The sequence below is a fragment of the Bradyrhizobium sp. AUGA SZCCT0176 genome, from assembly GCF_018130145.1.
GTDB lineage: Bacteria > Pseudomonadota > Alphaproteobacteria > Rhizobiales > Xanthobacteraceae > Bradyrhizobium.
On the sequence record NZ_JAFCMB010000001.1, the window covers coordinates 417,558 to 443,177 of the forward strand.

Annotated in this window: 24 protein-coding genes; 4 read left to right on the top strand and 20 right to left on the bottom strand. The window is 63.6% G+C overall.

The window, feature by feature from the left end:
• Positions 1–6: 6 nt before the first annotated feature.
• Both nusA and rimP read right to left on the bottom strand, forming a co-directional pair.
• Positions 7–1,620, bottom strand: coding sequence for a transcription termination factor NusA (gene nusA / locus JQ600_RS02030; RefSeq protein ID WP_192736271.1), 1,614 nt, complete (start codon positions 1,618–1,620; stop codon positions 7–9).
• A 3-nt stretch (positions 1,621–1,623) separates the two neighbouring features.
• Positions 1,624–2,400 carry a ribosome maturation factor RimP gene (rimP, locus tag JQ600_RS02035; protein ID WP_212386324.1) on the bottom strand — a complete coding sequence of 259 codons (777 nt, stop codon included), beginning with the start codon at positions 2,398–2,400 and terminating at the stop codon, positions 1,624–1,626.
• A gap of 336 nt (positions 2,401–2,736) precedes the next feature.
• Between rimP and JQ600_RS02040 the strand changes: the two genes are divergently transcribed.
• Positions 2,737–3,819, top strand: coding sequence for a DUF2336 domain-containing protein (locus JQ600_RS02040; protein WP_212264033.1), 1,083 nt, complete (start codon positions 2,737–2,739; stop codon positions 3,817–3,819).
• 11 nt (positions 3,820–3,830) lie between these two features.
• On the opposite strand, the gene JQ600_RS02045 is transcribed toward JQ600_RS02040, so the two are convergent.
• From JQ600_RS02045 to JQ600_RS02130, 18 genes are all read right to left on the bottom strand, one after another.
• Positions 3,831–4,574: a tRNA (guanine(46)-N(7))-methyltransferase TrmB gene (locus tag JQ600_RS02045; RefSeq protein WP_212386325.1), complete on the bottom strand. Its 744-nt coding sequence runs from the start codon at positions 4,572–4,574 to the stop codon at positions 3,831–3,833.
• Complete coding sequence (locus JQ600_RS02050) at positions 4,571–5,704, bottom strand: M20 family metallopeptidase (protein WP_212386326.1); 1,134 nt, start codon at positions 5,702–5,704, stop codon at positions 4,571–4,573. The genes JQ600_RS02045 and JQ600_RS02050 overlap by 4 nt, the downstream gene beginning before the upstream one ends.
• 228 nt (positions 5,705–5,932) lie before the next feature.
• A complete protein-coding gene (locus JQ600_RS02055; RefSeq protein ID WP_212386327.1) occupies positions 5,933–6,349 on the bottom strand; it encodes a helix-turn-helix domain-containing protein in 417 nt (138 codons plus the stop codon).
• 248 nt (positions 6,350–6,597) lie between these two features.
• Positions 6,598–8,208: an apolipoprotein N-acyltransferase gene (gene lnt / locus JQ600_RS02060; protein WP_212264029.1), complete on the bottom strand. Its 1,611-nt coding sequence runs from the start codon at positions 8,206–8,208 to the stop codon at positions 6,598–6,600.
• The gene (locus JQ600_RS02065; protein ID WP_249133319.1) at positions 8,205–9,323 is read right to left on the bottom strand and encodes a hemolysin family protein; all 1,119 of its coding nucleotides are present in this window, start codon (positions 9,321–9,323) and stop codon (positions 8,205–8,207) included. The genes lnt and JQ600_RS02065 overlap by 4 nt, the downstream gene beginning before the upstream one ends.
• 1 nt (position 9,324) lies before the next feature.
• Complete coding sequence (gene ybeY, locus JQ600_RS02070; protein WP_249135685.1) at positions 9,325–9,849, bottom strand: rRNA maturation RNase YbeY; 525 nt, start codon at positions 9,847–9,849, stop codon at positions 9,325–9,327.
• A gap of 83 nt (positions 9,850–9,932) precedes the next feature.
• Positions 9,933–10,988 carry a PhoH family protein gene (locus JQ600_RS02075; RefSeq protein WP_212264026.1) on the bottom strand — a complete coding sequence of 352 codons (1,056 nt, stop codon included), beginning with the start codon at positions 10,986–10,988 and terminating at the stop codon, positions 9,933–9,935.
• A 4-nt stretch (positions 10,989–10,992) separates the two neighbouring features.
• Positions 10,993–12,411 (bottom strand): tRNA (N6-isopentenyl adenosine(37)-C2)-methylthiotransferase MiaB, encoded by a 1,419-nt coding sequence (miaB, locus tag JQ600_RS02080; RefSeq protein WP_212386330.1) that lies wholly within the window; start codon positions 12,409–12,411, stop codon positions 10,993–10,995.
• 106 nt (positions 12,412–12,517) lie between these two features.
• A complete protein-coding gene (locus tag JQ600_RS02085; RefSeq protein WP_312010892.1) occupies positions 12,518–13,201 on the bottom strand; it encodes an HAD family hydrolase in 684 nt (227 codons plus the stop codon).
• A 161-nt stretch (positions 13,202–13,362) separates the two neighbouring features.
• Positions 13,363–14,034 (bottom strand): HAD family hydrolase, encoded by a 672-nt coding sequence (locus JQ600_RS02090; RefSeq protein WP_212386331.1) that lies wholly within the window; start codon positions 14,032–14,034, stop codon positions 13,363–13,365.
• Positions 14,035–14,088: 54 nt separating this feature from the next.
• On the bottom strand, positions 14,089–14,541 hold the full coding sequence (locus JQ600_RS02095) for a Fur family transcriptional regulator (protein ID WP_212264023.1): 453 nt from the start codon (positions 14,539–14,541) through the stop codon (positions 14,089–14,091).
• A gap of 153 nt (positions 14,542–14,694) precedes the next feature.
• Positions 14,695–15,198 carry a ribosomal protein S18-alanine N-acetyltransferase gene (gene rimI / locus JQ600_RS02100; RefSeq protein ID WP_212386332.1) on the bottom strand — a complete coding sequence of 168 codons (504 nt, stop codon included), beginning with the start codon at positions 15,196–15,198 and terminating at the stop codon, positions 14,695–14,697.
• Between the two features lie 11 nt (positions 15,199–15,209).
• Positions 15,210–15,905: a tRNA (adenosine(37)-N6)-threonylcarbamoyltransferase complex dimerization subunit type 1 TsaB gene (gene tsaB / locus JQ600_RS02105; RefSeq protein WP_212489645.1), complete on the bottom strand. Its 696-nt coding sequence runs from the start codon at positions 15,903–15,905 to the stop codon at positions 15,210–15,212.
• A 274-nt stretch (positions 15,906–16,179) separates the two neighbouring features.
• On the bottom strand, positions 16,180–16,749 hold the full coding sequence (locus tag JQ600_RS02110) for a NifU family protein (RefSeq protein ID WP_212386334.1): 570 nt from the start codon (positions 16,747–16,749) through the stop codon (positions 16,180–16,182).
• Positions 16,750–16,874: 125 nt separating this feature from the next.
• Complete coding sequence (locus JQ600_RS02115) at positions 16,875–17,369, bottom strand: universal stress protein (protein WP_212264019.1); 495 nt, start codon at positions 17,367–17,369, stop codon at positions 16,875–16,877.
• Positions 17,370–17,625: 256 nt separating this feature from the next.
• The gene (gene trpS, locus JQ600_RS02120; RefSeq protein ID WP_212386335.1) at positions 17,626–18,678 is read right to left on the bottom strand and encodes a tryptophan--tRNA ligase; all 1,053 of its coding nucleotides are present in this window, start codon (positions 18,676–18,678) and stop codon (positions 17,626–17,628) included.
• Between the two features lie 53 nt (positions 18,679–18,731).
• Entirely contained in the window at positions 18,732–20,291 is a 1,560-nt protein-coding gene (murJ, locus tag JQ600_RS02125) for a murein biosynthesis integral membrane protein MurJ (protein ID WP_212386336.1), read from the bottom strand.
• A gap of 78 nt (positions 20,292–20,369) precedes the next feature.
• Positions 20,370–22,178, bottom strand: a complete 1,809-nt coding sequence (locus JQ600_RS02130; protein ID WP_212386337.1) for a cation:proton antiporter — start codon at positions 22,176–22,178, stop codon at positions 20,370–20,372.
• A 356-nt stretch (positions 22,179–22,534) separates the two neighbouring features.
• Here JQ600_RS02130 and JQ600_RS02135 point away from each other — a divergent pair, with 356 nt between their 5' ends.
• The 3 genes from JQ600_RS02135 to JQ600_RS02145 all read left to right on the top strand — a co-directional run bounded on the left by JQ600_RS02135 (position 22,535) and on the right by JQ600_RS02145 (position 25,613).
• On the top strand, positions 22,535–23,323 hold the full coding sequence (locus JQ600_RS02135; protein ID WP_212386338.1) for an alpha/beta fold hydrolase: 789 nt from the start codon (positions 22,535–22,537) through the stop codon (positions 23,321–23,323).
• A 41-nt stretch (positions 23,324–23,364) separates the two neighbouring features.
• Positions 23,365–24,435 carry a PAS domain-containing sensor histidine kinase gene (locus JQ600_RS02140; protein ID WP_212489720.1) on the top strand — a complete coding sequence of 357 codons (1,071 nt, stop codon included), beginning with the start codon at positions 23,365–23,367 and terminating at the stop codon, positions 24,433–24,435.
• 176 nt (positions 24,436–24,611) lie between these two features.
• Positions 24,612–25,613 carry an adenosine kinase gene (locus JQ600_RS02145; protein ID WP_212386339.1) on the top strand — a complete coding sequence of 334 codons (1,002 nt, stop codon included), beginning with the start codon at positions 24,612–24,614 and terminating at the stop codon, positions 25,611–25,613.
• Positions 25,614–25,620 lie beyond the last annotated feature (7 nt).

A 25,620-nucleotide genomic window follows, 5' to 3' on the forward strand; every position in this document is an offset into this window, starting at 1 on the left:
ATCTCCTTACGCCGTCTGGTCTTCGGTGGCTTCCGCCGCCTCGGACTGCTTGGCAAGGTCGGCCTCGGTGATCCAGCCGGCGATGACGCGGGCCTGCATGATCATGCGCTCGGCATCGTCGCGCGAGATTTCGTTGGCGTCGAGAATGCCGGGGAACTTGGTCGGCTCGGCGCCTTCCTTGCGCTCGGTCCAGCCAACCAGATCGTCGGTGGCGCAACCGGCCAGATCCTCGACCGACTTGATGTCATTCTCGCCGAACTTGACCAGCATCTTCGAGGTCACGCCGGGTACTGTCTTCAAAGCGTCATCCACACCGAGTTCCTTGCGTTTGTTTTCCAGCTCGGTCTCGAGCTGCTCCAGGTATTCTTTTGCACGGCTCTGCAGTTCGTTGGCGGTCTCCTCGTCGAAGCCCTCGATGCCGGCGAGTTCCTTGACGTCGACCAGCGCGAGTTCCTCGACCGAGGTGAAGCCTTCCGATGCCAGCAACTGGCCGACCACTTCGTCGACATTCAGCGCTTCCATGAACACCCGCGTCGAGTTCTCGAAATCGGCCTGGCGGCGCTCGGATTCTTCCTGCTCGGTGAGGATGTCGATGTCCCAGCCGGTGAGCTGCGAAGCGAGCCGCACATTCTGTCCGCGGCGACCGATCGCCAGCGACAGCTGGTTGTTGGTGTCGGGCACCACGACCTCGATACGCTCGCGGTCTTCGTCGATCACGACCTTGGCGACTTCGGCGGGCGCCAGTGCGTTGACGACGAAGGTCGCGATATCGGGCGACCACGGAATGATGTCGATCTTCTCGCCCTGCAGTTCGTTCACCACCGCCTGCACGCGCGAACCGCGCATACCGACGCAGGCGCCGACCGGATCGACCGAGGAATCCCGCGAAATAACGCCGATTTTGGCGCGCGAACCGGGATCGCGGGCGACCGCCTTGATCTCGACGATACCGTCATAGATTTCCGGCACTTCCTGCGCGAACAGTTTTGCCATGAACTGCGGATGGGTGCGGGACAGGAAGATCTGCGGCCCGCGGGTTTCGCGGCGGACGTCGAAGATATAGGCGCGGACGCGGTCGCCGTTGCGGAATACTTCGCGCGGCAGCATCTCGTCACGGCGCACGATGGCTTCGCCGCGGCCGAGATCGACGATCACGCTGCCATATTCGACGCGCTTGACGATGCCGTTGACGATGTCGCCGATGCGATCCTTGAATTCCTGATACTGCCGGTCGCGCTCGGCCTCGCGCACCTTCTGCACGATCACCTGCTTGGCGGATTGCGCGGCGATGCGGCCATATTCCAGCGGCGGCAGGGTGTCGGCGATGGTGTCGCCGACCTGGGCGCCCGGATTGGCGCGCTGCGCATCGGCCAGCGAAATCTGGTTCGACGAATTCTCCACCACGTCGACGACCAGCATGTGGCGCGACAGCCGGAGCTCGCCCTTCTTGGCGTCGATCTCGGCGTGAACATCGGTCTCGCTGCCGTAGCGGGCGCGGGCCGCTTTCGCGATGGCGTCTTCCATCGCCGCGATCACGATACCGCGGTCGATCGACTTTTCGCGGGCAACCGCATCTGCGATCTGCAGCAATTCGAGTTTATTGGCGCTGACAGCTGCCATGGCTCAGTCTCCTTCGGTGGGATCGAATTCGCCGCCGGGCAAACCTTGCGCGGCGAGGCGATGTTTCTTGGTATTCTTCGGTAACGGCTTCTTCAGCGGCTTGTTCAGTGTCTTGGGCTTCGGCTTGTTGCTCTTGGCCGGATCGCTTTTTTTGGCGTGCGGCGGCGGTGGTGGCTCAAGCCCGAGATTCTGCCGCAGCTCGCGCTCGGCGGCCTTGCCGCGCCGCATCGATTCCGCGATCAGCTCGTCGGTGAGAACCAGACGGGCGTCGGCGATGTCTTCCATGACCAGCAGCACGTCGGCATCTTCGTCCGCGCGGATGTCATCGCGATGAAGCCGCACCGCGTCGCCCTCGACGCTCCGCAGCGTACCACGAAAGCGCTTGCGGCCCTGATAGGCGAGCGCCATCTCGATCTTCACGAGATGACCGACATAGCGTTCGAAGTCCGAACGGCGCACCAGCGGACGATCGATGCCGGGCGATGAGATCTCCAGCCGGTAGGCGCGCTCGATCGGATCGGCGACGTCGAGCACCGGCGACAATGCCCGCGAAATCGCCTCGCAATCCTCGATCTGCATGGTGCCGTCGGGCCGTTCGGCCATGATCTGGACCGTGCAGCCGGCCTCGCCGGAAATCTTGATCCGCACCAGCCGGTAGCCCATGCCCTGCAATACCGGCCCTGCCACGGCGGAAACCCGCGCGGCGACGCCCGGCTCGACCACGAGCCGCGGCTCGGCGAGCAGGTCAAGATCCTCTGAAACAGCAGTTGGCTCGGTCATGTCCAGGGTCAAAAGCGTCTTTACTTACATGAGGTTAGGCCGGGTCTAACCCGGATCCAGCCGGTTCCCTGAACCGTGCCGTGAGGCCCTTCTGGGCTGGGCTCGTTCAGGTAATAAAAAAGAGCGGGTCCCGAAGGGCCCACTCTCAATACGCGATCGTATGAGAACCATAAGTTGCGGCGGATATAGCGGTTTTCCCGCAATCCGGCAAGGCCTTGCACGCCTCGTTAAGGGAGATTTTGAGTCCTGTCCGAGCGGGCCAAAGCCTAACCCTTCATTCACGAACGGTACCTAGATTGCCGAAAACCAGCCAATTCGGCCGGTTTGGATAGGTTTATGACGCCAGCGACAACGCTGATCCCAGGACTGGACGACATCGTCAGGGGCGGCGATCCCAAGCGCCGTGCCGATGCGGCGCGCCGGATCAGTGAATTATTCCTGCAGGGGGCTGCCAATTTCGGCGCCGATCACGTCGATCTGTTCGACGGCGTATTGAGCAGCCTGGTCCCCCATGCCGACATTGCCGCGCGAGCCGAGCTCGCCGAGCGGCTGTCGCTGCTTGTCAACGCGCCGCGTGGGCTGGTCGGGCAGCTCGCCCATGAGGACGAAATTGCCATCGCCGGTCCGCTGCTGCGGCGTTCGCCGGTGATCGACGAACAGATCCTGATCGAAATCGCTGGCGTGAAGGGGCAGGGCCATCTGCTGGCGATGTCGGATCGGCCGACGCTCTCTCCCGACCTCACCGATGTCATCGTGCGCCGCGGCGACCGCGATGTCGTCAGGCGCACGGCGGGCAATGCCGGTGCAGCGTTCTCGTCGGACGGCTATTCGACCTTGATCAAGCGCGCCGGCCAGGACGGCGTGCTGACGCTCAAGATCGGCCAGCGCGACGATCTTTCTACCGAACAACTGAAAGACCTTCTGGCCGGAACGATCGATGTGGTCCGCCGCCGCCTGTTCACAGTCGTCAAGCCGGCGCGGCAGGTGGCGATCAAGCGGGCGATCAACGAAATCTCCGGCGCCGTCGAACGAACAGACAGCGGCCGCAACTTCGAGGCGGCGCAGCGCACGGTCCTCGCGCTGCACCGCGACGGTCAGCTGGTTGAAAGCGCGCTGCTCAATTTCGCCAAGGCAAACAAATACGAGGAATCCGTCGCCGCGCTGGCGGCGATGACCGGCGTGAAGATCGCGACCCTCGACCGGCTGATTGCCGGCGACCGCTACGATCCGATCCTGATCGCCGGCAAGGCGATCGGCCTCGAATGGGCCACCGTGCGCGCACTGATCCTGCTGCGGCTGGGCCCGAACCGGACGGCGTCGCCGGCCGATATCGAAAGCGCGCGCGTGAATTTCGCGCGCCTGATGCCCACGACTGCCGAGCGCGTCGTCGGCTTCTGGAAGACCCGCCCGACGGTTTGAGTTCTCAGGCCTTAGCCCACCCGCCGAAACCGCAGATACGCCGCGACACGTCCCTCGCGCTCGGCCTTCCGCCCATAGCGCGTCATCGTGTAACCGGCCCACGGCTCGCGCCAGTCGATGGCGCGTTCCGCCATCCAGGAAAAATCCGGCGAACGCAGCAGATGCGCCAGCGTCCACGCGCAATAATCGTCGATGTCGCTGACGAAACGAAATTCAGCCCCGGGCTTGAGGATGCGGGCCATCGCGGCCACGGTGGCATCCTGCACGAAGCGCCGCTTCCAGTGCCGGCGCTTCGGCCAGGGATCGGGATGGATCAGATCGATCCGCGCCAGAGATCGCGGCGGCGCCCATGCCAGCAATTCGGCGGCGTCGCCGGCGTAGAGCCTGATATTGCCGATGTTGTGGGCTTCAATCTGCGTCAGGATTTTCGCCATGCCGTTGACATAGGGCTCGCAGCCGATGAATCCGATATCGGGAAAGGCCTGCGCTTCGGCGATCAGATGTTCGCCGCCGCCAAATCCGATTTCCAGCCTGACAGCATCAGGCTTCGACTCGAAGATGTCGGTGAGATCCTCAGGCGCGGGCATGCTGATATCGAGCGCCAGATGCGGCAGCAGATTGTCGATCAGGTCGGCCTGATGGATGCGCAGCTTGTGGCCCTTGCGGCGGCCGAAGAACGAGCCGTGCGCATGCGCGGCGGCGCCGTCATCCGGCGGCGCGTCGTGATCGCCGATGTCGCGGGGTGAGACCGTCATCGCAGCGTCTGGTACAGCCGGTGCAGCAACCGCGCCCTCGGCTCGATCGAGGAGATGTACATCTGCTCGTAATGGGTATGCGCGCCCTTGCCGTCGACCCCGAGGCCGTCGAGCGTCGCCGTGTGGGGCGCGGTGAAATTGCCGTCGCTGCCGCCGCCGGTGAAGGTGTCGACGAGATCGAAACCGATTTCGGCCGCCAGCGTTTTGGCGTGCTCATAAAGCGCCGCACCGGCGTTGCTCTTTTCGTAAGGCGGGCGATTCAGTTCGCCGGTGACGGTGATGCTGACGCCCTCGGTGCGTGATTTCAGGCCGAGGATCTTCGGCACCAACTCGTCGGATTCGGCAATACCGGGCACGCGCATGTCGACCTCGGCATAGGCCTCCTCCGCGATCACGTTCGGCTTGGTGCCGCCCCTGACGACGCCGACATTGACGGACACGCCACGCTTGAGGTCGTTCATCGCCTCCAGCGTCTGAATGACGTTGCCGAGTTCGCGGATGGCGCTGCGGCCGTCCTCGGGCCGCGTGCCGGCATGCGACGGCACGCCCTTGATGAAGACTTCGAAGCGCGCGACGCCCTTGCGTCCGGTGACGATTTTGCCGCCGTCGCGGGCGGGCTCGGTCACCAGCACATACTTGGCCTTGCGCCCCTCGGCCTCGATCAGTGCGCGCGACGTCGGGCTGCCGATTTCTTCATCGGAGACGAACATCTGGGTGATGCCGAGCGGCGGTCGCGCGCTGTCGGCACAAATCTGGCGAAAGGCATGGTAGGCGAGATAGGCGCCGCCCTTCATGTCATAAATGCCGGGACCGAAGGCGCTGTCGCCCTCGATCTTGAACGGCAGCCGCTCGATGAATCCCAGCGGATGCACGGTATCGAGATGGCTCAGCACCAGGATGCCCGGCGCGTCCTGCCCCCATGACGAACGCGCGACCAGATGATCGCCGCATCCGTCTTTTCCTGCGATCCGCTCAACGGTCACGGGCAGGTCGCGGTAGCCATCAGTAACGAGGTCGGCGAGCTTGTTGACCTGTGCGGGCACCTCGGTCGGCGTCTCGATTTCGACCCAGCGGCGGATGCCGTCGAGGATTGAACTGGGATCAAACGGATTGGCGGTGGTTCCGATCATCAGCGCTTTGCCTTCATGGAATTCGGCTAGAGCTTCGGTTCTGATTGAATCAGAACCGAAACTCTAGATTCTTGCTTTGACGCGTTTTCTACCGCAGATAAGTCTACGCAATCTGCGTAAACTTGATTGCTTTGCGAACCGGTTCCCACTTCGCTCAAAAACGCTCCAATGTCATGCGCTCGCGCCGGCGGGCGCGTCAATCGGAACATCCGGTTATGGCAGCTGATATCAGCGCTGGTCGGGACCTTCGCGCGCGGCGATCTGTTCGACCAGTTCGACGATACTGCGGCGCATTTTGGCGTCGGTAATGCGCGTGAACGCTCGCGTCAGCGCCAGGCCTTCGGAGGTGGCGAGAAAGTCGGAAACGTAGGCAGGCGAACTGGATTCGCTGAAGCCGTCGGCATTGACAGCACCGCTCGGCCCGCCGTCGAACAAAAACGATACCGGCACCTGCAAGATTTCCGAGATCCGCTGCAGGCGGCTGGCGCCGACCCGGTTGGTGCCCTTTTCGTATTTCTGAACCTGCTGGAAGGTGAGGCCCAATGCCTCGCCGAGTTTTTCCTGGCTCATGCCCAGCATGATGCGTCGCATGCGAACGCGGCTCCCGACATATTTGTCAACAGGGTCTGGCGCTTTGGTGGACATCTCCAACACTCCTGGGATTACGCGCCGGGGAATGAGGCATAAGCGGACTATGCCTCAGGCGCCGGTACCGTCAAATCCTGCTCGGAGGATCGGGTTGAACTGCGGACAATTTGAGCAATGAACTGACTGGTTCTTGTTTTTGGTTGCGGAACCCAGAATGCGAATTGCGCGGTCGGTCTGTCAACTAGTTAGTGGATTCGCGCGGGCCGCTTTTTTCCGCGACAGCAACAACCAGCAACATGCAAGTCTCAGGACTTTCGCCTTGCAAAGCGGCGCCGGATGACCAGCAGCAACGCAACAGCCAGAATCATGCCCGTTGGAATGTCTCTAACACGGGCATAAATCGTCGGCGGCAAAGCCGATGGCAGGTTGGCATCCAGGACGCCTTCAATGCCAAGGCCGAGCCGTGCGACAATACGCCCCGAGGGATCGATCACGGCTGAAATGCCGGTGTTGGCTGCACGAACAACGGGCAAGCCTTCTTCGACGGCGCGCAGGCGCATCTGCTGCAGATGCTGATAGGGGCCGGTCGAAATTCCGAACCAGCCATCATTGGTGACGTTGATGATCCAGCCCGGGCGATCGTCGCGTGTCGTTATATCACCGGGAAATATCGCCTCGTAGCAGATCAGGGGCAGCGCCCGCGGCGCGTTCGGGATGTCCATGGCGCGGCGGCGGGTGCCCGGAATGAAGCCGCCCTGGACTCTCGTTAGCTGCACGAAGCCGAGTTTTTCCATCCAATCCTGAAACGGCAGATATTCGCCGAAAGGCACCAGATGAAGCTTGTCATAAACCGACAACACGCTGCCGTCGTGGTCGATCGCATATATCGAGTTGTAGGCGCGCGTGATTCGCACGCCGGGCGGGAGGTCGGGCGCGCGCACCGAGCCGGTGATCAGCACGGTACCCCTCGGCAGCAGGTCGGCGATCTGCGCCATCGCATCGGCTTCGCGGGTCAAAAAGAACGGGAACGCCGATTCCGGCCAGATCAAAATCTGTGCATCGCTCACGCCGGTCGATTGCGGCCCCGAAGCCCGATCGGACAGTGTCAGATATTTCTGCATCACCTCCGCCTTGGCGGCGTAATTGAATTTGACGTCCTGCTGCAGATTGGGCTGCATGATGCGCAGCTTGACCTTTGCCAGCACGGTCGGCTGCATCGACAGCCTGACGGCGCCGAACACGGCCATGACCGCGAGCAAGCCGAGCGCCGCCACCGGCGCGAGCCAAGGTTTTCGGCCCCGCGAGGTGCCATCGATCAGGACCGCCGGGCTTGCGAAGATCGCCACCGTGAGGAACGTCATCCCCCACAGCCCGATCAGCGATGCAGTCTGGGCCAGCGCCAGCGGCTCCGACAGCGCGTAGCCGAACGAATTCCAGGGAAATCCCGACAGCAGGTGGCCGCGCAGCCACTCTGTTATCGTCAGGCTGATCGCGAGCGCGAGCAGGCGCGAAGCGTCGCGGGTCCAGAGCAGGCGCGCCAGCGCAAAGCCTGCCGCGGTGAACAGCGCAAGATAGGCCGGCAGGCCCAGCACCGCGAACGGCATCAGCCAGGCGAACGTTGGCGCATCGACCAGGAAGGCGTACCCGATCCAGTAAAGTCCAACGACGAAATAGCCGAGCCCGAACCAGAAGCCCGACATCGCCGCCGCCGGCACGCCGCGCCATCGCCCCGCACCGGCGCCGTCGATCAGCCAGACCGCGACCGGAAAGGTCAGGAACAGCAGCGGCCATGCATTGAACGGCGCCATTGCCAGTGCCGACAATGCGCCGGCCACCAGCGCAAGAGCGGCGCGCTTCCATCCCCAGGCCAGGATGATCGCAAGACCGGCGGCGCGAAGTTTGCTGGCGGGAATCACTGCGAACCGGCTCCATCGCTGGACGATGGCGGCGCGTTGTCATTGGCCTGCGGCGCATTGGTGTCGGGCGCAGCTTCACGGCGGCGGCTTTCGCGCTGCGTGCGGGGGGCGGGCCGTTCCTTGCGAACCGCAATGCGCAGCCGCTTGACCCGCCGCGGATCGGCGTCGAGCACTTCGATCTCGTAAGTACCGGGCCCTGAAATGACTTCGCCGCGCACCGGCAGGCGGCCGACCTGCGACACCAGATAGCCGCCAAGGGTCGCGACCTCTTCGCCGGCCTCGCCGGTGATGAAGTCCTCGCCGATCACCGAACGGGCGTCCTCGAGGCTGGCGCGGGCATCGGCGATGAATGAATTATCCGCCTGCCGCACGATCGCCGGCGGCTCGTCGCTGTCATGCTCGTCGTCGATTTCGCCGACGATCTGCTCGACGATGTCCTCGATCGACACCAGCCCGTCGGTGCCGCCGTATTCGTCGACCACCAGCGCCAGATGGATGCGCGAGGCCTGCATCTGCGCCAGAAGGTCGATCGCCCGCATCGACGGCGGCACGTAGAGCAGCTTGCGGATGATGTTGGCGTCCGCCAGCGGCTGCGCCAGGTCGACCGCGCGCAGATCGAGGCCCGCGGGGAAAGGTTTCTTGCGCTTCGCCTTGGTGGTGTCGCCGACCCGCGCCTTCGCGGTCATGAACGCCAGGAGGTCGCGGATGTGCACGATGCCCTCGGGGTCGTCGAGGGTCTCGTTGTAGACGACGAGGCGCGAATGCGCCGCGCTCTCGAACAGGCTCATCAATTCGCCGAGCGGGATGTCGCGCTTGACCGCGACGATGTCGGCGCGATGCACCATCACGTCGGCGATGCGCCGTTCGTGCAGCCCGAGGATATTGCGCAACATGGTGCGCTCGATGGCGGAAAAGCCCACCTCGTCCGGCGTCGAGGCATCGAGCACGACCTGCAGATCGGCGCGGACCGATCCCGGCTTCCAGCCGAACAGCGTGCGGATCGCGCGGGTCAGCCAGTTCTCCGCTGTCGGGCGCAGCACCTCGCCTTCCTGCACCACGGCCGGAAGGTTGGACGTGTTGCGCGGATTGTCGTGGGTAGGGTCGGAGTCCGGCATGTCAGTCCATCCGCTCCCGGTCCGCATGGGGATCGCGATCCGCATACGGATCCGGAATGCCGAGCTGCGCGAGGATCTCCTGCTCGAGACCCTCCATGGCTTCGGCGTCGTCGTCTTTTTCGTGATCGTAACCGATCAGATGCAGGAACCCGTGCACCGCAAGATGGCTGAGATGGTGATCGAACGGTTTTTGTTCGTCGTCGGCCTCTTTGCGCGTCGTCTCATAGGCGATGGCGATATCGCCGAGCATGCGCGGTGCATCGTCGGGCGTTCCCGCACCGGTCGGCTGCAACGCCGGAAACGATAGCACATTGGTCGGCTTGTCGATGCCGCGCCAATTGCTGTTCAGGGTTCGGATCCCGGAATCGTCGGTCAGCATGACTGCCAGTTCCGCTTCGCAGACATCGGCATCGGCGATTTCGGCGGCCGCGTTGATGGCGCGATGGATCACCGCCTCGGCGTCGGGCTCGGTCTGCCAGCAATCGGCGACCACGAGGACTTCGGTTACGGGGTGGACGGAAGACAATTTCGTTCCAGGGTTTTGCAGTCCAGCATTCGGGTTGCGGCCCGAGCCCGCCTGCTGCGGGCCCAAAGCCAAAGGTCTGGCCATCAGGATCTGCCGGTCGCCGGTTTTTGCGGCAAGCCCTCATAGGCGGCGACGATCCGCGCCACCAGTTCATGGCGGATGACGTCCTCGGCGGTGAACTTCACCTGCGCGATCCCCTCGACGCCGTCGAGCAGCTTGACGGCCTCGGCAAGTCCCGAGGTCTGGCCATTCGGCAGGTCGACCTGCGAGGGATCGCCGGTGATGATCATGCGGCTGTTCTCGCCAAGTCGGGTCAAAAACATCTTCATCTGCATCGAGGTGGTGTTCTGCGCCTCGTCCAGGATGATGACGGCGTTGGTCAGCGTGCGGCCGCGCATGAAGGCGAGCGGCGCGATCTCGATTTCGCCGCCCTGCAGCGCGCGTTCCACCACCCGCGCGTCCATCAGGTCGTATAACGCGTCGTAGATCGGCCGCAGATAGGGATCGACTTTTTCGCGGAGGTCGCCGGGCAGGAAGCCGAGCCGTTCGCCGGCTTCGACCGCGGGTCGCGTCAGGATGATGCGATCGACTTCCTTGCGCTCGAACAATTGCGCGGCATGCGCCACCGCAAGCCAGGTCTTGCCGGTGCCGGCCGGGCCGACGCCGAACACCATCTCGCTGCGTTTCAGTGCGCGGATGTAGGAATCCTGCGCGGCGGTGCGCGCCCGCACCGGGCGCTTGCGCAGATTGATGGTCTCGAACGCGGTCTTGGCGGCCTTGGGATCGAATTCGAACAGCGATCCCTGCGCGATCACGGCGCGGATGGCGCCTTCGACGTCGCCCTGCGCCAGATCCTGTCCCTGCACCGCCTGGGCGTAGAGCGTCTCGAGCACGCGCCGCGCCGCGTCGCAGCCGTCGCGCGATCCGGCGATGGTGATGTGATTGCCGCGCGAATCCACGACGACGCCGAGACGGCGCTCGATCAGCGCGAGATTTTGGCCGTAAGGGCCGACCAGCGCGGAAGCGGCACGGTTGTCGTCGAAGTCGATGACGACTTGGGTTTCGGGCGGAATTTGCATGTCGCGATCAAATTTGCGGCTGGGAGCAAGCGAAGGTGAATCCGATGCGCTTTTGGGCAAGGGTTCAGGCTCCCGTTGTTATTCGAGAAGAATCGGTCATGGGTGAAAGCGTCGATAAAGAGGGGCGCGCGGAGGCGCCTGCGAGTTCGCCGAGCAGGCTGTAGCGCTCCAGGCTGTCGATGGAGACCGGCAGCACTTTTCCGATGATGTCAGGTGATGCCATCACATGCGCGGGCTGCAGATAAGCGGTGCGGCCGACGATCTGGCCGGGGTTGCGGGCCGCGCGTTCGAACAGCACATCGACAGTCTTGCCAATCATGGCCTTGTTGAAGGCCGATTGCTGGCTGTCGATCAATTCCTGAAGCCGCCCCAATCGCTCGTCCATTTCTGCCGCTGACACCGTCTCCCGCATGTCCGCCGCCGGCGTGCCGGGCCGCGGCGAATATTTGAACGAATAAGCCCCAGCGTATCCGATTTGCGTGACAAGCGCGAGGGTGGCGGCAAATTCTCCCTCGGTTTCGCCGGGGAAGCCGACGATAAAATCCGATGAAAATGCAATATCTTGGCGGCTCTCGCGAAATCGGTCGATGACGCGGCGGTAATCATCGGCGGTATGCTTCCGGTTCATGGCAGCCAGAATGCGGTCGGAGCCGGATTGTACCGGCAGATGCACGAACGGCATCAGTTCGGGCAGGTCGCGATGTGCCTCCAGAAGCGAATCATCGACGTCGCGGGGATGGCTGGTCGAATAACGCAGGCGCACGATACCGGGGATTTCGGCGAGACGAGTGAGCAGCCTGCCAAGCGGCCAGGTCCGTCCGTCCGGACCTTCGCCGTGATAGGCGTTGACGTTCTGCCCGATCAGCGTGATCTCGCGCACGCCATTGTCGGCGAGCCGCATCACGTCGTCGATGATTTTTGCAACTGGCCGGGAGACTTCCGCACCACGCGTGTAAGGCACCACGCAGAAGGTACAGAACTTGTCGCAGCCTTCCTGCACGGTGACGAACGACGAGATGCCGCGCGCGCGGATCGCCGCGGGCTTCGGCGGCGGCAGAAAGCCGAACTTGTCCTCGACCGGGAATTCAGTCTCCAGCGCGCGGCCATGGCTTTTGGCGCGGGCGAGTAGCTGCGGCAGATGATGATAGCTCTGCGGGCCGACCACGACGTCGACGGTCGGCGCGCGGCGGATGATCTCTTCGCCCTCGGCCTGCGCGACGCAGCCGGCGACCGCGATGCGCATCTCGCGTCCCTGGCGCGCGGCTTCATCCTTGGCGACGCGCAAGCGCCCGAGTTCGGAGTAGACCTTTTCGGAAGCCTTCTCGCGGATATGGCAGGTGTTGAGGATGACGAGATCCGCATCCTCGGCACTGTCGGTCTCGACAAAGCCTTCGCCCGCCAGCGTGTCCACCATGCGCTGCGCATCGTAGACGTTCATCTGGCAGCCATATGACTTGATATGCAGCTTGCGCGGCGGCTTCATGGAACCTGAATGCGGGCTTGGTCGGCGCCCATGCGGCGCCCGCTCTGGGGGTCAATTATAGCCTAAATGGCCGAAAATCCAGCGACTTGCGCCGGTCATTCCGGGCCTAATCGGCCCCAATCCGGGCAATTAGATCGGGCAATTGCCGCATATCGTCGAAAGTGACCGCGGCGCCTGCGGCACGCAGCGTATCTGCGGTGTCCGGACGGCAATGGCTGCCGCCGTGAAACCCGAGCACGGTCATGCCGGCGGCCCAGCCCCCGGTGACGCCGGCCACGCTGTCCTCGATCACGAGGCATCGCGCCGGCGGGACTTTCATCTGCCCCGCCGCGAGCAAAAACAGATCCGGTGCCGGCTTGCCGTTGCGCACCTGCGATCCCGAAAAAATATGCGGGGCAAAGCGCTCGTACAGTTTCACCCGTGACAGGCTCGCGAAAATCTTTTCGTGCACGGCACTGGAGGCGACGCATTTGCGCAGGTCGATGGCGTCGAGCGTCTCGTGAAGATGCGGAATTGGTTCAACAGCCTCCGCGAGCGCTGCAAACAATGTCGTTTGCCGTTCATGCTCGTACGTTTCGGCCAACGGCCGCCCGAGTTCCCGCTCGACTTCGGTGGTTGCATCGAGCGATGTGCGTCCGAGAAATCGCTGATGCACCTGCTCGGCGGTGATCGGATAGCCGTGACGCGTCAGCACCTCGGCATGAACGCGGCACGAGATCACCTCGCTGTCGACCAGCACGCCGTCGCAATCGAAAATGATGAGATCGAAATTGGCGTTCAACGTTTGCACGCGGCCTCATCCTTGGCGATTCATGGAACCGGAGTGCGGGGTTGGTCGGCGCCCATGCGGCGCCCAGTCTGGGGGTCAATTATAGCCTAAATGGCCGAAAATCCAGCTTATTAGCCCCGTCATTCCGGGTCCGCGCTTCGCGCGTCCCGGAATGACCATGTCTAATCGGCCCCAATCCGGGCAATTAGATCAGGCAATTGCCGCATATCGCCGAAAGTGACCGCGGCGCCTGCGTCGCGAAGCAATTCAGCGTGACCTGCGCTGCAATGGCTGCCGCCGTGAAAGCCGAGCACGGTCATCCCGGCGGCCCGGCCACCGGTGACGCCGGCAACGCTGTCCTCGATCACCAGGCATTGAGCCGGCCGGATATTCATCTGTTCGGCAGCGAACAGAAACAGATCCGGGGCAGGCTTGCCGCGCGTGACCTGCGTGGCGGAAAAGATGTTGGGCGCGAGGACATCGTAGAGCCCGGCGCAGGTGAGGCCATGGCGAATCTTCTCCGGCGTACCGCTCGATGCCACGCATTTCGGAAGATCGATTGCGGCAATCGCTTCGCCGATATGGGGAATGGCTCCCAGCTCGTCAGCATATCGTTGCAGCGCGGCCTGTTTCATCTGCGCTTCGAAATCATCCGGGAGACTGCAACCCAGTTCGGCCTCGACGGTCAGGCGCGCCTCACGATCGGAGACGCCGAGGAACCGCTGCAGCACCTGATCCGCCGTGATCGGATAGCCGTGGCGCGTCAGCGTCTCCGCATGCGCGCGGCATGAAATGACCTCGCTGTCGACCAGCACGCCGTCGCAATCGAAAATGACGAGCTGTGGAATCTGCATTTTATTTTGACGCGTTTTCTTCACGCGAACCGGTACCCACTTCGCTTGAAAACGCTATGACGACTTATCTTCGTCCAACGGCACGCAATACAGTTCGAGCCGGTGATCGACCAGTTTGTAGCCGAGCTGGCGGGCGATTTCGGCCTGCAGCTTCTCGATTTCTTCCGAGGTGAATTCGATCACCTTGCCGTCGCGCAGATTGATCAGGTGATCGTGATGGCTGTCCGGCATCTGCTCGTAGCGCGCCCGGCCCTCGCGGAAATCATGCCGTTCGATGATGCCGGCGTCCTCGAACAGCTTTACGGTGCGGTACACGGTCGAGATCGAGATCTTGTCGTCGACCTCGACGCAGCGCCGGTAGAGTTCCTCGACGTCGGGATGATCCACCGAATCCGCCAGCACCCGCGCGATGACGCGGCGCTGCTCGGTCATGCGCATGCCGGTGGCGGCGCAGCGTGCCTCGATACCGGTATTCTTGTGCGCGGGCGGGGATTTCAGAACAGACATGATCTCGGGCCTCATAGCGTTTTCAAGCGAAGTGGGTACCGGTTCGCGTAAAGAAAACGCGTCAAAACAAAGAGCTAGAGCCTGTTCGGTTCTGATCCCATCAGAACCGAACAGGCTCTAGAGAGCAGGGGGTGTTTTGCCACCCCGTGCAGTTTACGACAAGTCGCGCCGCATCAGAAGTGCATTCAATTGCTCCCCGCCGGGCTGCTGATAATAGCGCTCGCGGCGCCCAATGACGCCGAATCCGGCCCATTCATACAGCCGCCGCGCCGGCTGATTGTTTTCTTCCACTTCCAGGAAGATGGAACGCACGCCGCGGCCGGCGAGATGGCCAAGATGGGTCAGCAGCAAATTGCGCGACAGGCCGCGGCCACGCTCGCCGGCATCGATCGCGATCGACAATATTTCGGCTTCGTCCGCGGCCATGCGCGAGACCGCAAAGCCGATCACCTTGCGCCCTTGCCGGAGGCGATGAACCAGCGTGTTGCGTTCGGTCAGCATCGCCTCGAACTCGCCTTCACCCCAGCCACGGTGAAACGAGGCGCCATGCAGCTGCGCCAGCCGCGCCGCGTCGCGCTGGCTGGCCGGTTCGACCACCGGCGCGCCGCCGCGCCACCATTTTGAAATCAGGGATCCCAAGGCTATTGTTACGGCCATTATCCCGGCCATTATGATGCGGGCTGTGAGGCTTGCGGCAGCGGGTCCTTTGGCGGCTTGGCGTCGGGCGCGCGCAGATAATAGGGACTGGCCGGCGACATCTCCGGGCTGACGGCGGCGCCCAGCCAGGCTACCCAGGTGATGTCGGGCGCCGGCTGTGCGTCGACCCGGAACGGCGGCGGCGCATTGGCCGGCCAGCGATCGGCGAGGATTTTGGCGGCGTTGCCGACCAGGTGCGGCGCGCCGAAGCGGGAGGCGTCGAGTGCTTCCGATATCGGCGCCACTTTCGGCTTGACCAGCGAGCCACCGTCGCCGCTGACAACCTGGAAATACACATGATCGTGGCGCGCATCGATCGCGGAAATGATCGGATGCTCGCTGTTCTCGCCGACGAAAGGCGCCGCGTAGGCGGTCAGCGTCGTCAATCCCACCACCGGCTTGCCGGCCGCCAGCGCAATGCCGCGGGCGGCCGAGAGGCCGACACGCAATCCGGTAAAGCTGCCGGGCCCCTTGGTCACGGCGACACGGTCGAGCGACGTGAACGCGATGCCGGATGCTTTCATCACCCGCGCGATCAGCGGCATCAGGGCTTCGGCGTGGCCGCGCTTCATCGGCTGCGATTCCTGCGCGATGATCTTCGTCGTGTCGGTATCGAGCACGGCCGCAGCGCAGGCATCAAGCGCGGTATCGATGGCTAGGATTAACATGGACGATTGGTAACATTTTTCACGATGAAAGGCGCGGTGTTCTTGCTGTCATGGCCGGGCATAGCCGTCCAGAAGGACGGCGTCGCTTCCACTCGCCATAGCCGTCCGGAAGGACGGCGTCGCTTCCGCTCGCCATAGCCGTCCGGAAGGACGGCGTCGCTTCCGCTCGCCTATGTCCCGGCCATCCACGGCTTTGTCGCAGCTCATAAAATGTGAATGCCCGGGAGGGCCCGGGCATCACGTAGAGACAAATCGCGTATTTTCGACGCCCGGCTTACATCGGCCGGACTTCGACCACGTCGGGCACGAAGTGCTTGAGCAGGTTCTGAATGCCGTGCTGCAGGGTTGCCGTCGAGGACGGGCAGCCGGCGCAGGAGCCCTTCATGTTGAGATAGACGACGCCGTCCTTGAAGCCGCGGAAGGTGATGTCGCCGCCGTCATTGGCGACCGCGGGGCGCACACGCGTCTCGATCAAATCCTTGATGGTCGCCACCGTGTCGGCGTCGGCCTCGTTGAAGAACTCGTCTTCCTCGTCGAGCGCCTCGTCATTGCCGGCCGTGCCGTCGGCCAGCAGCGGTGCGCCGGACATATAATGTTCCATGATGGCGCCGAGGATTGCCGGCTTGAGATGCTGCCAGTCGCTGTCGTCCTTGGTCACGGTGACGAAATCGGCGCCGTAGAACACGCTTTTCACGCCCTGCACGTCGAACAGCCGTTCGGCCAGCGGCGAGCGGGAGGCTGCTTCGCGGTTGGCGAATTCCATCGTGCCGGTGTCGAGCACGGTACGGCCCGGAATGAATTTCAGGGTGGCGGGGTTAGGGGTCGCTTCGGTCTGGATAAACATCTGATTTCTCCGGCGTCGCCGGTTCAAGGCCGGCGCGTGGGTTTCCCTTTAGCAGATGGCGACGGCCAACGCACGATCAAGGGGCGCAGGGCAGCCCTTCCAAGCCCCTATTCCCTTAATTCCGCTCAGGAAAGCGCGTCGATTTCGGCGTCCTTGAGGTCGCCGGAAACGATGGTGACCGGGATCGGGAACGAGCCGGCGGCCTGTGCGATCAGGGCGATCAGCGGGCCGGGGCCTTCGGCGCCCGGATTGGCCGCCAGCACCAGCATCGAGATATCGACGTCCTTGTCGATCACGTCGAGGATCTGTTCGGTCGGATTGCCCTCGCGAATCACCCTCTCCGGCGTGATCGCGGCAATGCCGTTGGCGCGGCCGGAGGCGCGGTCGAGCGCCTCATTGGCAGCGTCCTCGGCTTCGGCGCGCATGATGTCGGCGACCCCCAGCCATTGCTGGTTCTGGTCCTCGATCTCGATGATGCGCAGCATCACCACGCCGCCGCCGACCCGGATCGCCCAGCGGCTGGCATAGTAAACCGCGCGGTCCCACTCCGCGGTGTCGTCAACGATGACAAGACATTTTGGCTTGTGACCCGTCTCGTAGCTTCGTCGCTGGGTGGTCATGCATGTCCCGGTGCTGCGCCAAACCGACGCATGCTGCCACGGCGCAGCCGTGTCAGACAAGCGCCGTCGCTGGTTCAAGCAGCGATGGAGAACTTACCCGCCCCTGGAGGGGGAGGGTCGACGCGAAGCGGCGGGGTGGGGTGACAGTCTCTCGTTTCGATCAGTGCCCGAGTTGAGAGACTGTCACCCCACCCCGTCTTGCATTTCGCGGCGCTCATGCAAGCCGACCCTCTCCCTCCAGGGGAGGGTGAAGACGTCAGCGCTTGCGGATGAAGCCGACGATGTCCTTGGCGGCCTTCATGGTTTCGGCGGCGATCGCCTCGGCGCGCTCGGCGCCGTCGATCAGGATCGAATCGACGTGGCCGGGGTCGGCGACCAGCCGTTTCATTTCCGAGGCGATCGGCGCGAGTTTGGTGACGCAAAGTTCCACCAGCGCGTTTTTGAAGTTGGAGAACTGTCCGCCGCCGAACTCGGCCAGCACCTCGGCTTTGCTGCGGCCCGACAGCCCCGCATAGATGCCGACGAGATTGTCGGCCTCCGGGCGGCCTTCCAGCCCCTTTTCTTCCGACGGCAATGGTTCCGGATCGGTCTTGGCCTTGCGGATCTTCGCCGCGATGGTCTCGGCGTCGTCGGTCAGATTGATCCGCGAATTATCCGATGAATCCGACTTCGACATTTTCTTGGTGCCGTCGCGCAGGCTCATCACCCGCGTCGCGGGCCCGGTGATCACGGGCTCCGGCAGCGGAAAGAACAATCCGTCGTTGAAGCCATGGCCGCGGATCGAGTCGCCGAAGTCGTTGTTGAACTTCTGCGCGATGTCGCGGGAGAGTTCGAGGTGCTGCTTCTGGTCCTCGCCGACCGGCACGTGGGTGGCGCGATAGACCAGAATGTCGGCGGCCATCAGCACCGGATAATCGTAAAGCCCGACCGAAGCCGCTTCGCGATCCTTGCCGGCCTTGTCCTTGAACTGCGTCATGCGGTTGAGCCAGCCCATCCGCGCCACGCAATTGAAGATCCAGGCGAGCTCGGCATGACCGGTGACCTGGCTCTGGTTGAACACGATGTGCTTTTTCGGATCGATGCCGCTGGCGATAAAGGCCGCGGTCACCTCGCGGGTGCAGCGCGTCAGTTCGGCCGGACCGCCCCAGACGTCGATCCCTTGCGTGATCGCGTGCATGTCGACGACGCAATAGATGCAGTTGTGCGTTTCCTGCAGCTTCACGAAGTTGACGAACGCGCCGAGGTAATTGCCGAGATGCAGATTGCCCGTCGGCTGGACGCCTGAAAAAACCCGTTCAACCATGGCCATGGTAATGCTTCCTGCGAATTGTCGGTTTGGCGCGCTCGTTTGCCACGCAAGCCTTAGTCGCGCAAGTCGCTGACGTGGTTCTGCCGGATCGCCTTAACCGCTTGACGCCAGTCCGTGATGCCGAAAAGCCGCAGAAACAGGCCGTAAATCGCAATACCCGCGATAATCAGGAGGAGCAGGATGATCGCCTGCACCAGGCCGTGGGCATCAGGCGCGAGGGCCGGCGTGAACCGCGTCGCCAGCCACAAGGCCGCGCCCATCGCCAGTGCAGCCGCGAGAATGCCGGGCAGCCGCCGCCGTGCGGCGGCGTCGATCGAAAATCCGAACGTTCCGCCGCCCCTTACGATCAAGCTGAAGGCCGTGCTCCAGGCCCCGATCGAGAGGCTGGCGGCGATACCGCCGGCGCCGAACCAACGGCCGAGCAGGAAGGAAAGGACGATGGCAAGGACGACGCCCCAAAGCGTCGCGAGTAGCGGCGTCAGCGTGTCCTCGCGCGCAAAGAACGCCGGCGACAGCGCTTTCACCAGCACATTGGCGGGCAGCCCCAGCGCCAGCCACATCAGCGCACGAGATGTCGCGGTGGTGTCTACTGCGGTGAAGGCGCCGTGTTCGAACAGCATGCGCACGACAGGCTCGCTCAGCACGATCAGCCCCAGCATCGCCGGCAGGGCCAGCCCGACCGCGAGTTCGAGGCCGCGCGATTCCGCATGCGCGACCGCGGCCTGATCGCCGCCGCGCAACGCGCGCGTCATTTCCGGAATCAGGACCGTGCCCATGGCGACGCCGACAATGCCGAGCGGCAGCTCGACCAGGCGGTTGGCGAAATAGAGCCACGACACCGCCGAGGGCGATGACGATGCGACGATCGCACCCGCGACCATCAATAATTGCGGCGTGCTGCTCGCGATCATGCCGGGGATCGCCTTGCCGAGAAAGTCGCGGATTTCCGCATCGAACGAGACCCGAAGCGGCGTTGCGATGTCACCGCCTCGCCGCAGCACCAGAACGGAAAGCTGCAGCAGGCCGGCGACGCCGACGGTGGCGGCGAGGATCTGTGCGGCGAGCACCGCACCCGGCCGCGATGCCAGCAGCACGGCCATGACCGCGATCAACGCGATATTGAACAGCAGCGGCGAGAACGCGGTAAGTGCAAAGCGGCCTTGCGCGTTCAATAGCGACATCATCACGGTCACCGGCCCGGCAAAGGCGAGGTACGGCAGCATCAGGCGGGCATTGTCGACGGCGAGCTGCAGCGTCTGATGGCCAGAAAACCCCGGCGCCAGCGCCATGATCACCAATGGCATCAACAGTCCGAGCAGCAGGGTGGCGACGAACAAGGCGGCCGTGACGGTGCCGAGCACGCGGCCCGCATATGCGGCCGCCGCCACCGCGCCACTGGTCTCGCGCACGCGCAGCCACGCCGGCACCAGCGCCGCGTTCAGCCCGCCTTCGGAAAGCAGGCGCCTGATCACGTTGACCAGTTGAAAGGCCGCCAGGAACGCATCCGCGACAGCGCCGGCGCCGAGCAGCGCCGCGACCAGCGAGTCGCGCACGAATCCGAGCAGGCGCGAGGCCAGCGTTCCCGTCGACACCGTGAGGAAGGAGCGGATCATGACTGCTCTATAGCAGCGGTTTGCGGTGCTGGCGCTAGCCCCGGCGAACGAAACAAAGCGGACCTGGCGATGCTGTCGCTAAAGTCCTGCCCTGGGCGATCGAAAGCTTTTCGGGCGGATCGCACGCGTGGTTTCGGCGGGGCTCTTTGCAGCCGCCTGCTGCAGCTCGCGTCGAAATTCATCGCGCTTCTCGTGAATGGAGGCAATCACCGGTCCGATCGCCTGCTCCAGTCCGATCAGCGCCGCCTCCGACAGTTGCAGGCTGGCTTCGATGGTCTCGGGCACGGCGTCGGTCACGCCGATCTCGTAAAGGTGGCGTGCATGGTCGGCATCGCGGGCGCGCGAGACGATAACGATATCCGCTCTCAGCGCGCGTACCTGCCGAACCACCTCGTCGATCGCGGCCTTCGCGGCTACCGTCACGATGACGGCTTTCGCGTCCATCAGTCCGCAGCTCTTCAAAAATTCCGGGTCAGTCGCGTCGCCGTAATAGACCTCGCGGCCGCTCCTGCGGTGGGTCGGGACCACATCGGCGTCGCTGTCGACGGCGATGTAGGTGCAATTGTGCCGGCCCAGCAACGAGCAGACGACTTCGCCAACCCTTCCGTGCCCGACGACGATGGCGTGTCCGGTGCTTGCACTTGGTGCGACGCTGAGTTCCGGATCGAGCGCCTTGAGCTCGCGAAACTTCGGCGCCAGCCGCCGTGCGACCAGGGCCAGCACCGGAATCAGCGCCATCGTGATCGATGTCACCGCCAGGGTGAAGCTCGACACATTGGCGCTGATCAGGCCGAGCGAGGTGGCAAGGCCGATGCCGACGAAGGCGAACTCGCCGCCGGGGCCCAGCAGCAGACCGGTTTCGATCGCCGCATGCCAAGGCAGTCGAAAGGTCCGGGCGAGGCCGGCGAGCAGGATGGCTTTGATGCCGATCAGGCCGATGACGGAGGCAACGAGCCAGAATGGTTCGCGTGCGATTTCGCGCACATCGATATTCATGCCGACGGTAAAGAAAAAGAAGCCAAGCAGCAGTCCCTTGAAAGGGCCGATGGTTGTTTCGATGGCCTTGCGGAATTCCGTCTCGGCGAGCAGCAACCCCGCGATAAAGGCGCCCAGCGCCATGGAAAGCCCGGCCACGGCGGCGGCGACACCGGTCCCGATAATGACGAACAGGGTGGCCGCGACAAACAATTCACTGGCGCCGGTGGCGGCGACCAGCCGGAACAGCGGCCGCAGCAACAGACGTCCGAGGATGACCATCGCGACAACGGCGACGGTGGCATTGACCAGCGCGAGGGCGAGGCTGGCCATGACCGAACTGCTCGAGCCTTTGCCCAGGATGGAGATGAAGACCAGGACCGGAATCACCGCGAGGTCCTGCGCCAGCAGAATGGCGAAGCTGGTTCGGCCTGCCGTGGTGCCAAGCCGGCCCTGGTTGGAAAGGACCTCGATGACGATCGCGGTCGAGGATAACGCAAGGCAGGCGCCGAGGATGATCGATACGGCGGATGGGTTGCCGAAAAGGGCCGCGATGCCGGCGATTACGGCCGTCGTCAGGATGAACTGCAGGCTTCCGAGGCCGAACACCAGCCGGCGCATCGCCTTCAAACGTTCGTAGGTCAGCTCCAGGCCAATCAGAAAGAACAGGAAGACAACGCCGAGTTCGGCGATGCCGGCCACGTTCTTGGCATCGACGACGGTAAGCCAGTACAAGAACGGGAGCGCGTGGATCAGCGAGCCCAGTCCGAGCGGGCCGAGCAGCGCGCCTGCGGCCAGAAAGCCGAGCACGGGGCTAAGCCCAAAGCGGCGCACCATGGGAACGACAATGCCGGCCGTCCCCAGCAAGACGAGCGCGTCGCTATAGGCATCGATGTTGAACTGCGCCGCCACTCATTGCTCCCTGCGCTGGTCCGATGCGCTCGCCGTACTGGATCAAATGGGGTGTGCATGTGCAAGCACCGGCGGGCGTGAAAGCCGGCGGCGATGGCGCTGGGGTCCGGCTTTGAGTCCGTTCGGCGCTTCCAAGCGGACGTCGGCCGGCCCATCTGAAGTTGTATCGTTCGCGACCGGGTGGCTGACCTGATGACGATCCGGACACCGGTGTCCAACAGCATCGATCGTCTTGGGTCTGCCGGTTCCATGCAATCCAGCGCTAACTCATTCGATGGCTGTCCGCCGGAGTGAGTGGTGCGCGCGGAAGCAATGGTGTTAGCCTCGCGGCGAAATGGCTCAGACCGGTGCAGGATATGAGCGTCGTTGCGCGAAATAACGTCCGCGTCCGCGGGACGGGTGAGAAGGCGATGGTGTTCGCCCACGGTTTTGGCTGCGACCAGAACATGTGGCGGTTCGTGGAGCCGACGTTCGCCGGGGACTTCAAGACCGTGCTGTTCGATCACGTCGGCGCCGGCGGCTCCGACCTCAAGGCTTACGACAGATCGAAATATGCCACGCTTGCCGGTTATGCCGACGACGTCGTCGAGATCGGTCGCGAACTCGGCCTGAAGGATGCCGTCTTTGTCGGGCATTCCGTGAGCAGCATGATCGGCGCGCTGGCGGTGCAGAAGGCGCCCGGCATGTTTGGCAAGCTTGTCATGGTCGGGCCTTCCGCCCGGTACATCGACGATGACAATTACGTCGGCGGATTCAGCGAACAGCAGATCGAGGAGCTTCTGCAGTTTCTTGATTCCAACCACATGGGATGGTCGGCCCAGATGGCGCCGGCGATCATGGGCAATCCCGATCGCCCTGAACTCGGCGAAGAGCTGACCAACAGCTTTTGCCGAACCGATCCCGAAATCGCCAAGGCGTTCGCCCGCGTCACGTTCAAGTCGGACAATCGCGCCGATCTGGCCAAGATCGATATTCCAACGCTGGTCTTACAATGCAGCGAGGACGTCATCGCCTCAAAGGAGGTTGGAGAGTTTGTTCACCGCGGAATTCCGGGCAGCGAACTCATCATATTGGAGGCTACCGGGCATTGTCCCAATTTGAGCGCTCCTGATGAAGTGATCGCCGCCATGAAGACGTTCGTCTGAGCGGCGCGGTGGACAGTCGCCGCATCGACGATTTCCAGGACATGTTCGACAACGCGCCTTGCGGCTATGTCACGCTGCTGACCAATGGCCGTATCGCGCGGGTGAACCGGAAGCTTCTTGGCTGGACCGGCCACACACCAGATCAAATGATCGGCAAGCCGTTCTCTGGCTTCCTCAACATGGCGGGCCGCATCTACTACGAAACCCACATCGCGCCGCTGTTGCGGATGCAGGGCTTCTTCGACGGCTTCGCCATCGACATGGTGACCGCGGCCGGCGAGCATCTGCAGATGATTGCAAGCGCCACCGATGGCCGGGACGCCGGCGGAAAAACTCTGTTCACGCGGATTGCCCTGATCAAGGCCGTCGATCGAAGACTATATGAGCGGGGACTTCTGGAAGCGCGCGACACGGCCGCGATGGGCCTTGCGCGCGAGCGCGAGAATTCCGAATTGCGCGAACAGTTCATCGCGGTGCTGGGGCATGACCTCCGCAACCCGCTGGCGTCGATCAGCGCCGGCGCGCGCATTCTGGGACGGGATGCAACAACGGAAAAACAGCACCAGATCCTGGCGATGCTGGAGACCACCGTGATGCGGATGGCCGGGCTGATCGACAACGTGCTGGATTTTGCGCGAGGCCGGCTCGGTGGCGGCATTATTCTGGACCGCAATGCCAACGCACCCGTGGAACGGATGCTGCATCAGGTGATCGACGAACTGCGGCTGTCGTCGCCGGGACGCCAGATCGAAGCCGAGTATGCCATCGACGCTCCCGTGAATTGCGATCGAATCCGGATTGGACAGCTGGTTTCCAATCTGGTCGGAAACGCGCTCAGCCACGGCGCGACCAACGAACCGGTGCGCGTCCGCGCCGTGACGGAGGACGGGCTGTTCAAATTGTCGGTCGCCAATGGCGGGGAGCCAATACCCGAGGCCGCGATGGAGAAGTTGTTTGAGCCTTTCTTCCGCGGCGAGGTTCGCGCCAGCCGGCAGGGGCTTGGCCTTGGGCTCCACATCGCGTCGCAGATCGCAAAGGCGCACGAGGGTTCGCTTAACGTGACATCGACGGTTGAGGAAACCCGCTTCACCTTTGTCATGCCGCTGCGATAGCGCCCTCATGGTGGCAAAGCGGACCTGGCGCGATGTCCGGCTTGTGTCGGTCCTGCGCGCGAGGCGGACGTCGGCCGGCCAATCTGAATCTATCGATTCACGCCATTTATGGGTTCACGCCTTGCGCCGGCCGTGATAGGCCCCGCCCTTCATGATGGCTGCAACAGGACGGTGAGATGGCCGACGCAAAATATGACGTTCTCGGGATCGGCAATGCGATTTTCGACGTGCTGGTGCAGACCGACGAGGCCTTTCTCGGCCGCCATGGCATGACCAAGGGCGGCATGGCGCTGATCGACGAGGCGCGCGCCACGGCGATCTACGCCGATATGGGCCCGGCCACCGAAATGTCCGGGGGCTCCGCCGCCAACACCATCGTCGGCATCGCCAATCTCGGCGCGCGCGCCGCCTATGTCGGCAAGGTTCGCGACGACCAGATCGGCGGCCTCTACACGCATGACATCCGCGCTGCCGGCGTCGCGTTCGAAACCAGGGCGGCAAGCGGCGGCCCCGCCACCGGCTGCTCCTACATCCTAGTGACGCCGGACGGCGAGCGCACCATGAACACCTATCTCGGCGCGGCGCAGGAACTGATGCCCGACGACATCGACGCGGCGCAAATCGAAGCCTCCAGCATCATCTATCTCGAAGGCTATCTCTGGGATCCGAAGAACGCCAAGGAAGCCTTCGTCAAGGCCGCGACCATCGCGCACGGCGCCGGCCGTCAGGTCGCGCTGACTTTGTCGGATTCGTTCTGCGTCGGCCGCTACCGCGACGAGTTTCTCGATCTGATGCGCAAGGGCACGGTCGATCTCGTGTTCGCCAACGAGGCCGAACTGCAATCCCTGTACGAGACCGCGGATTTCGACGTCGCGCTAAAACAGCTGCGCGCCGACACCAAACTCGGCATCGTCACCCGCAGCGAGAAGGGCTGCGTCGTGGCGTCCAGCGACGGCGTCGTCGCGGTGCCGGCCTTCCCGATTCAAAAGCTCGTCGACACGACAGGCGCCGGCGATTTGTTCGCCGCCGGCTTCCTGTTCGGCCTCGTCCGTAACGCCGGCCATGAAAATTCCGGCCGCCTCGGCGCGCTCGCGGCGGCTGAAGTGATCCAGCACATCGGGGCAAGGCCGCAGGTGTCGCTGAAGGAACTGGCGAAGAAGAATGGACTGCCGGTTTAGGGGCGAG

Coding starts and splice junctions, on each gene's coding strand:
- nusA (WP_192736271.1), bottom strand. CDS start 1,620: ATGGCAGCTGTCAGCGCCAATAAACTCGAATTGCTGCAGATCGCAGAT.
- rimP (WP_212386324.1), bottom strand. CDS start 2,400: ATGACCGAGCCAACTGCTGTTTCAGAGGATCTTGACCTGCTCGCCGAG.
- JQ600_RS02040 (WP_212264033.1), top strand. CDS start 2,737: ATGACGCCAGCGACAACGCTGATCCCAGGACTGGACGACATCGTCAGG.
- JQ600_RS02045 (WP_212386325.1), bottom strand. CDS start 4,574: ATGACGGTCTCACCCCGCGACATCGGCGATCACGACGCGCCGCCGGAT.
- JQ600_RS02050 (WP_212386326.1), bottom strand. CDS start 5,704: ATGATCGGAACCACCGCCAATCCGTTTGATCCCAGTTCAATCCTCGAC.
- JQ600_RS02055 (WP_212386327.1), bottom strand. CDS start 6,349: ATGTCCACCAAAGCGCCAGACCCTGTTGACAAATATGTCGGGAGCCGC.
- JQ600_RS02065 (WP_249133319.1), bottom strand. CDS start 9,323: ATGCCGGACTCCGACCCTACCCACGACAATCCGCGCAACACGTCCAAC.
- miaB (WP_212386330.1), bottom strand. CDS start 12,411: ATGAAGCCGCCGCGCAAGCTGCATATCAAGTCATATGGCTGCCAGATG.
- JQ600_RS02090 (WP_212386331.1), bottom strand. CDS start 14,034: ATGCAGATTCCACAGCTCGTCATTTTCGATTGCGACGGCGTGCTGGTC.
- JQ600_RS02095 (WP_212264023.1), bottom strand. CDS start 14,541: ATGTCTGTTCTGAAATCCCCGCCCGCGCACAAGAATACCGGTATCGAG.
- rimI (WP_212386332.1), bottom strand. CDS start 15,198: ATGGCCGTAACAATAGCCTTGGGATCCCTGATTTCAAAATGGTGGCGC.
- tsaB (WP_212489645.1), bottom strand. CDS start 15,905: ATGTTAATCCTAGCCATCGATACCGCGCTTGATGCCTGCGCTGCGGCC.
- JQ600_RS02110 (WP_212386334.1), bottom strand. CDS start 16,749: ATGTTTATCCAGACCGAAGCGACCCCTAACCCCGCCACCCTGAAATTC.
- JQ600_RS02115 (WP_212264019.1), bottom strand. CDS start 17,369: ATGACCACCCAGCGACGAAGCTACGAGACGGGTCACAAGCCAAAATGT.
- trpS (WP_212386335.1), bottom strand. CDS start 18,678: ATGGCCATGGTTGAACGGGTTTTTTCAGGCGTCCAGCCGACGGGCAAT.
- murJ (WP_212386336.1), bottom strand. CDS start 20,291: ATGATCCGCTCCTTCCTCACGGTGTCGACGGGAACGCTGGCCTCGCGC.
- JQ600_RS02135 (WP_212386338.1), top strand. CDS start 22,535: ATGAGCGTCGTTGCGCGAAATAACGTCCGCGTCCGCGGGACGGGTGAG.
- JQ600_RS02140 (WP_212489720.1), top strand. CDS start 23,365: ATGTTCGACAACGCGCCTTGCGGCTATGTCACGCTGCTGACCAATGGC.
- JQ600_RS02145 (WP_212386339.1), top strand. CDS start 24,612: ATGGCCGACGCAAAATATGACGTTCTCGGGATCGGCAATGCGATTTTC.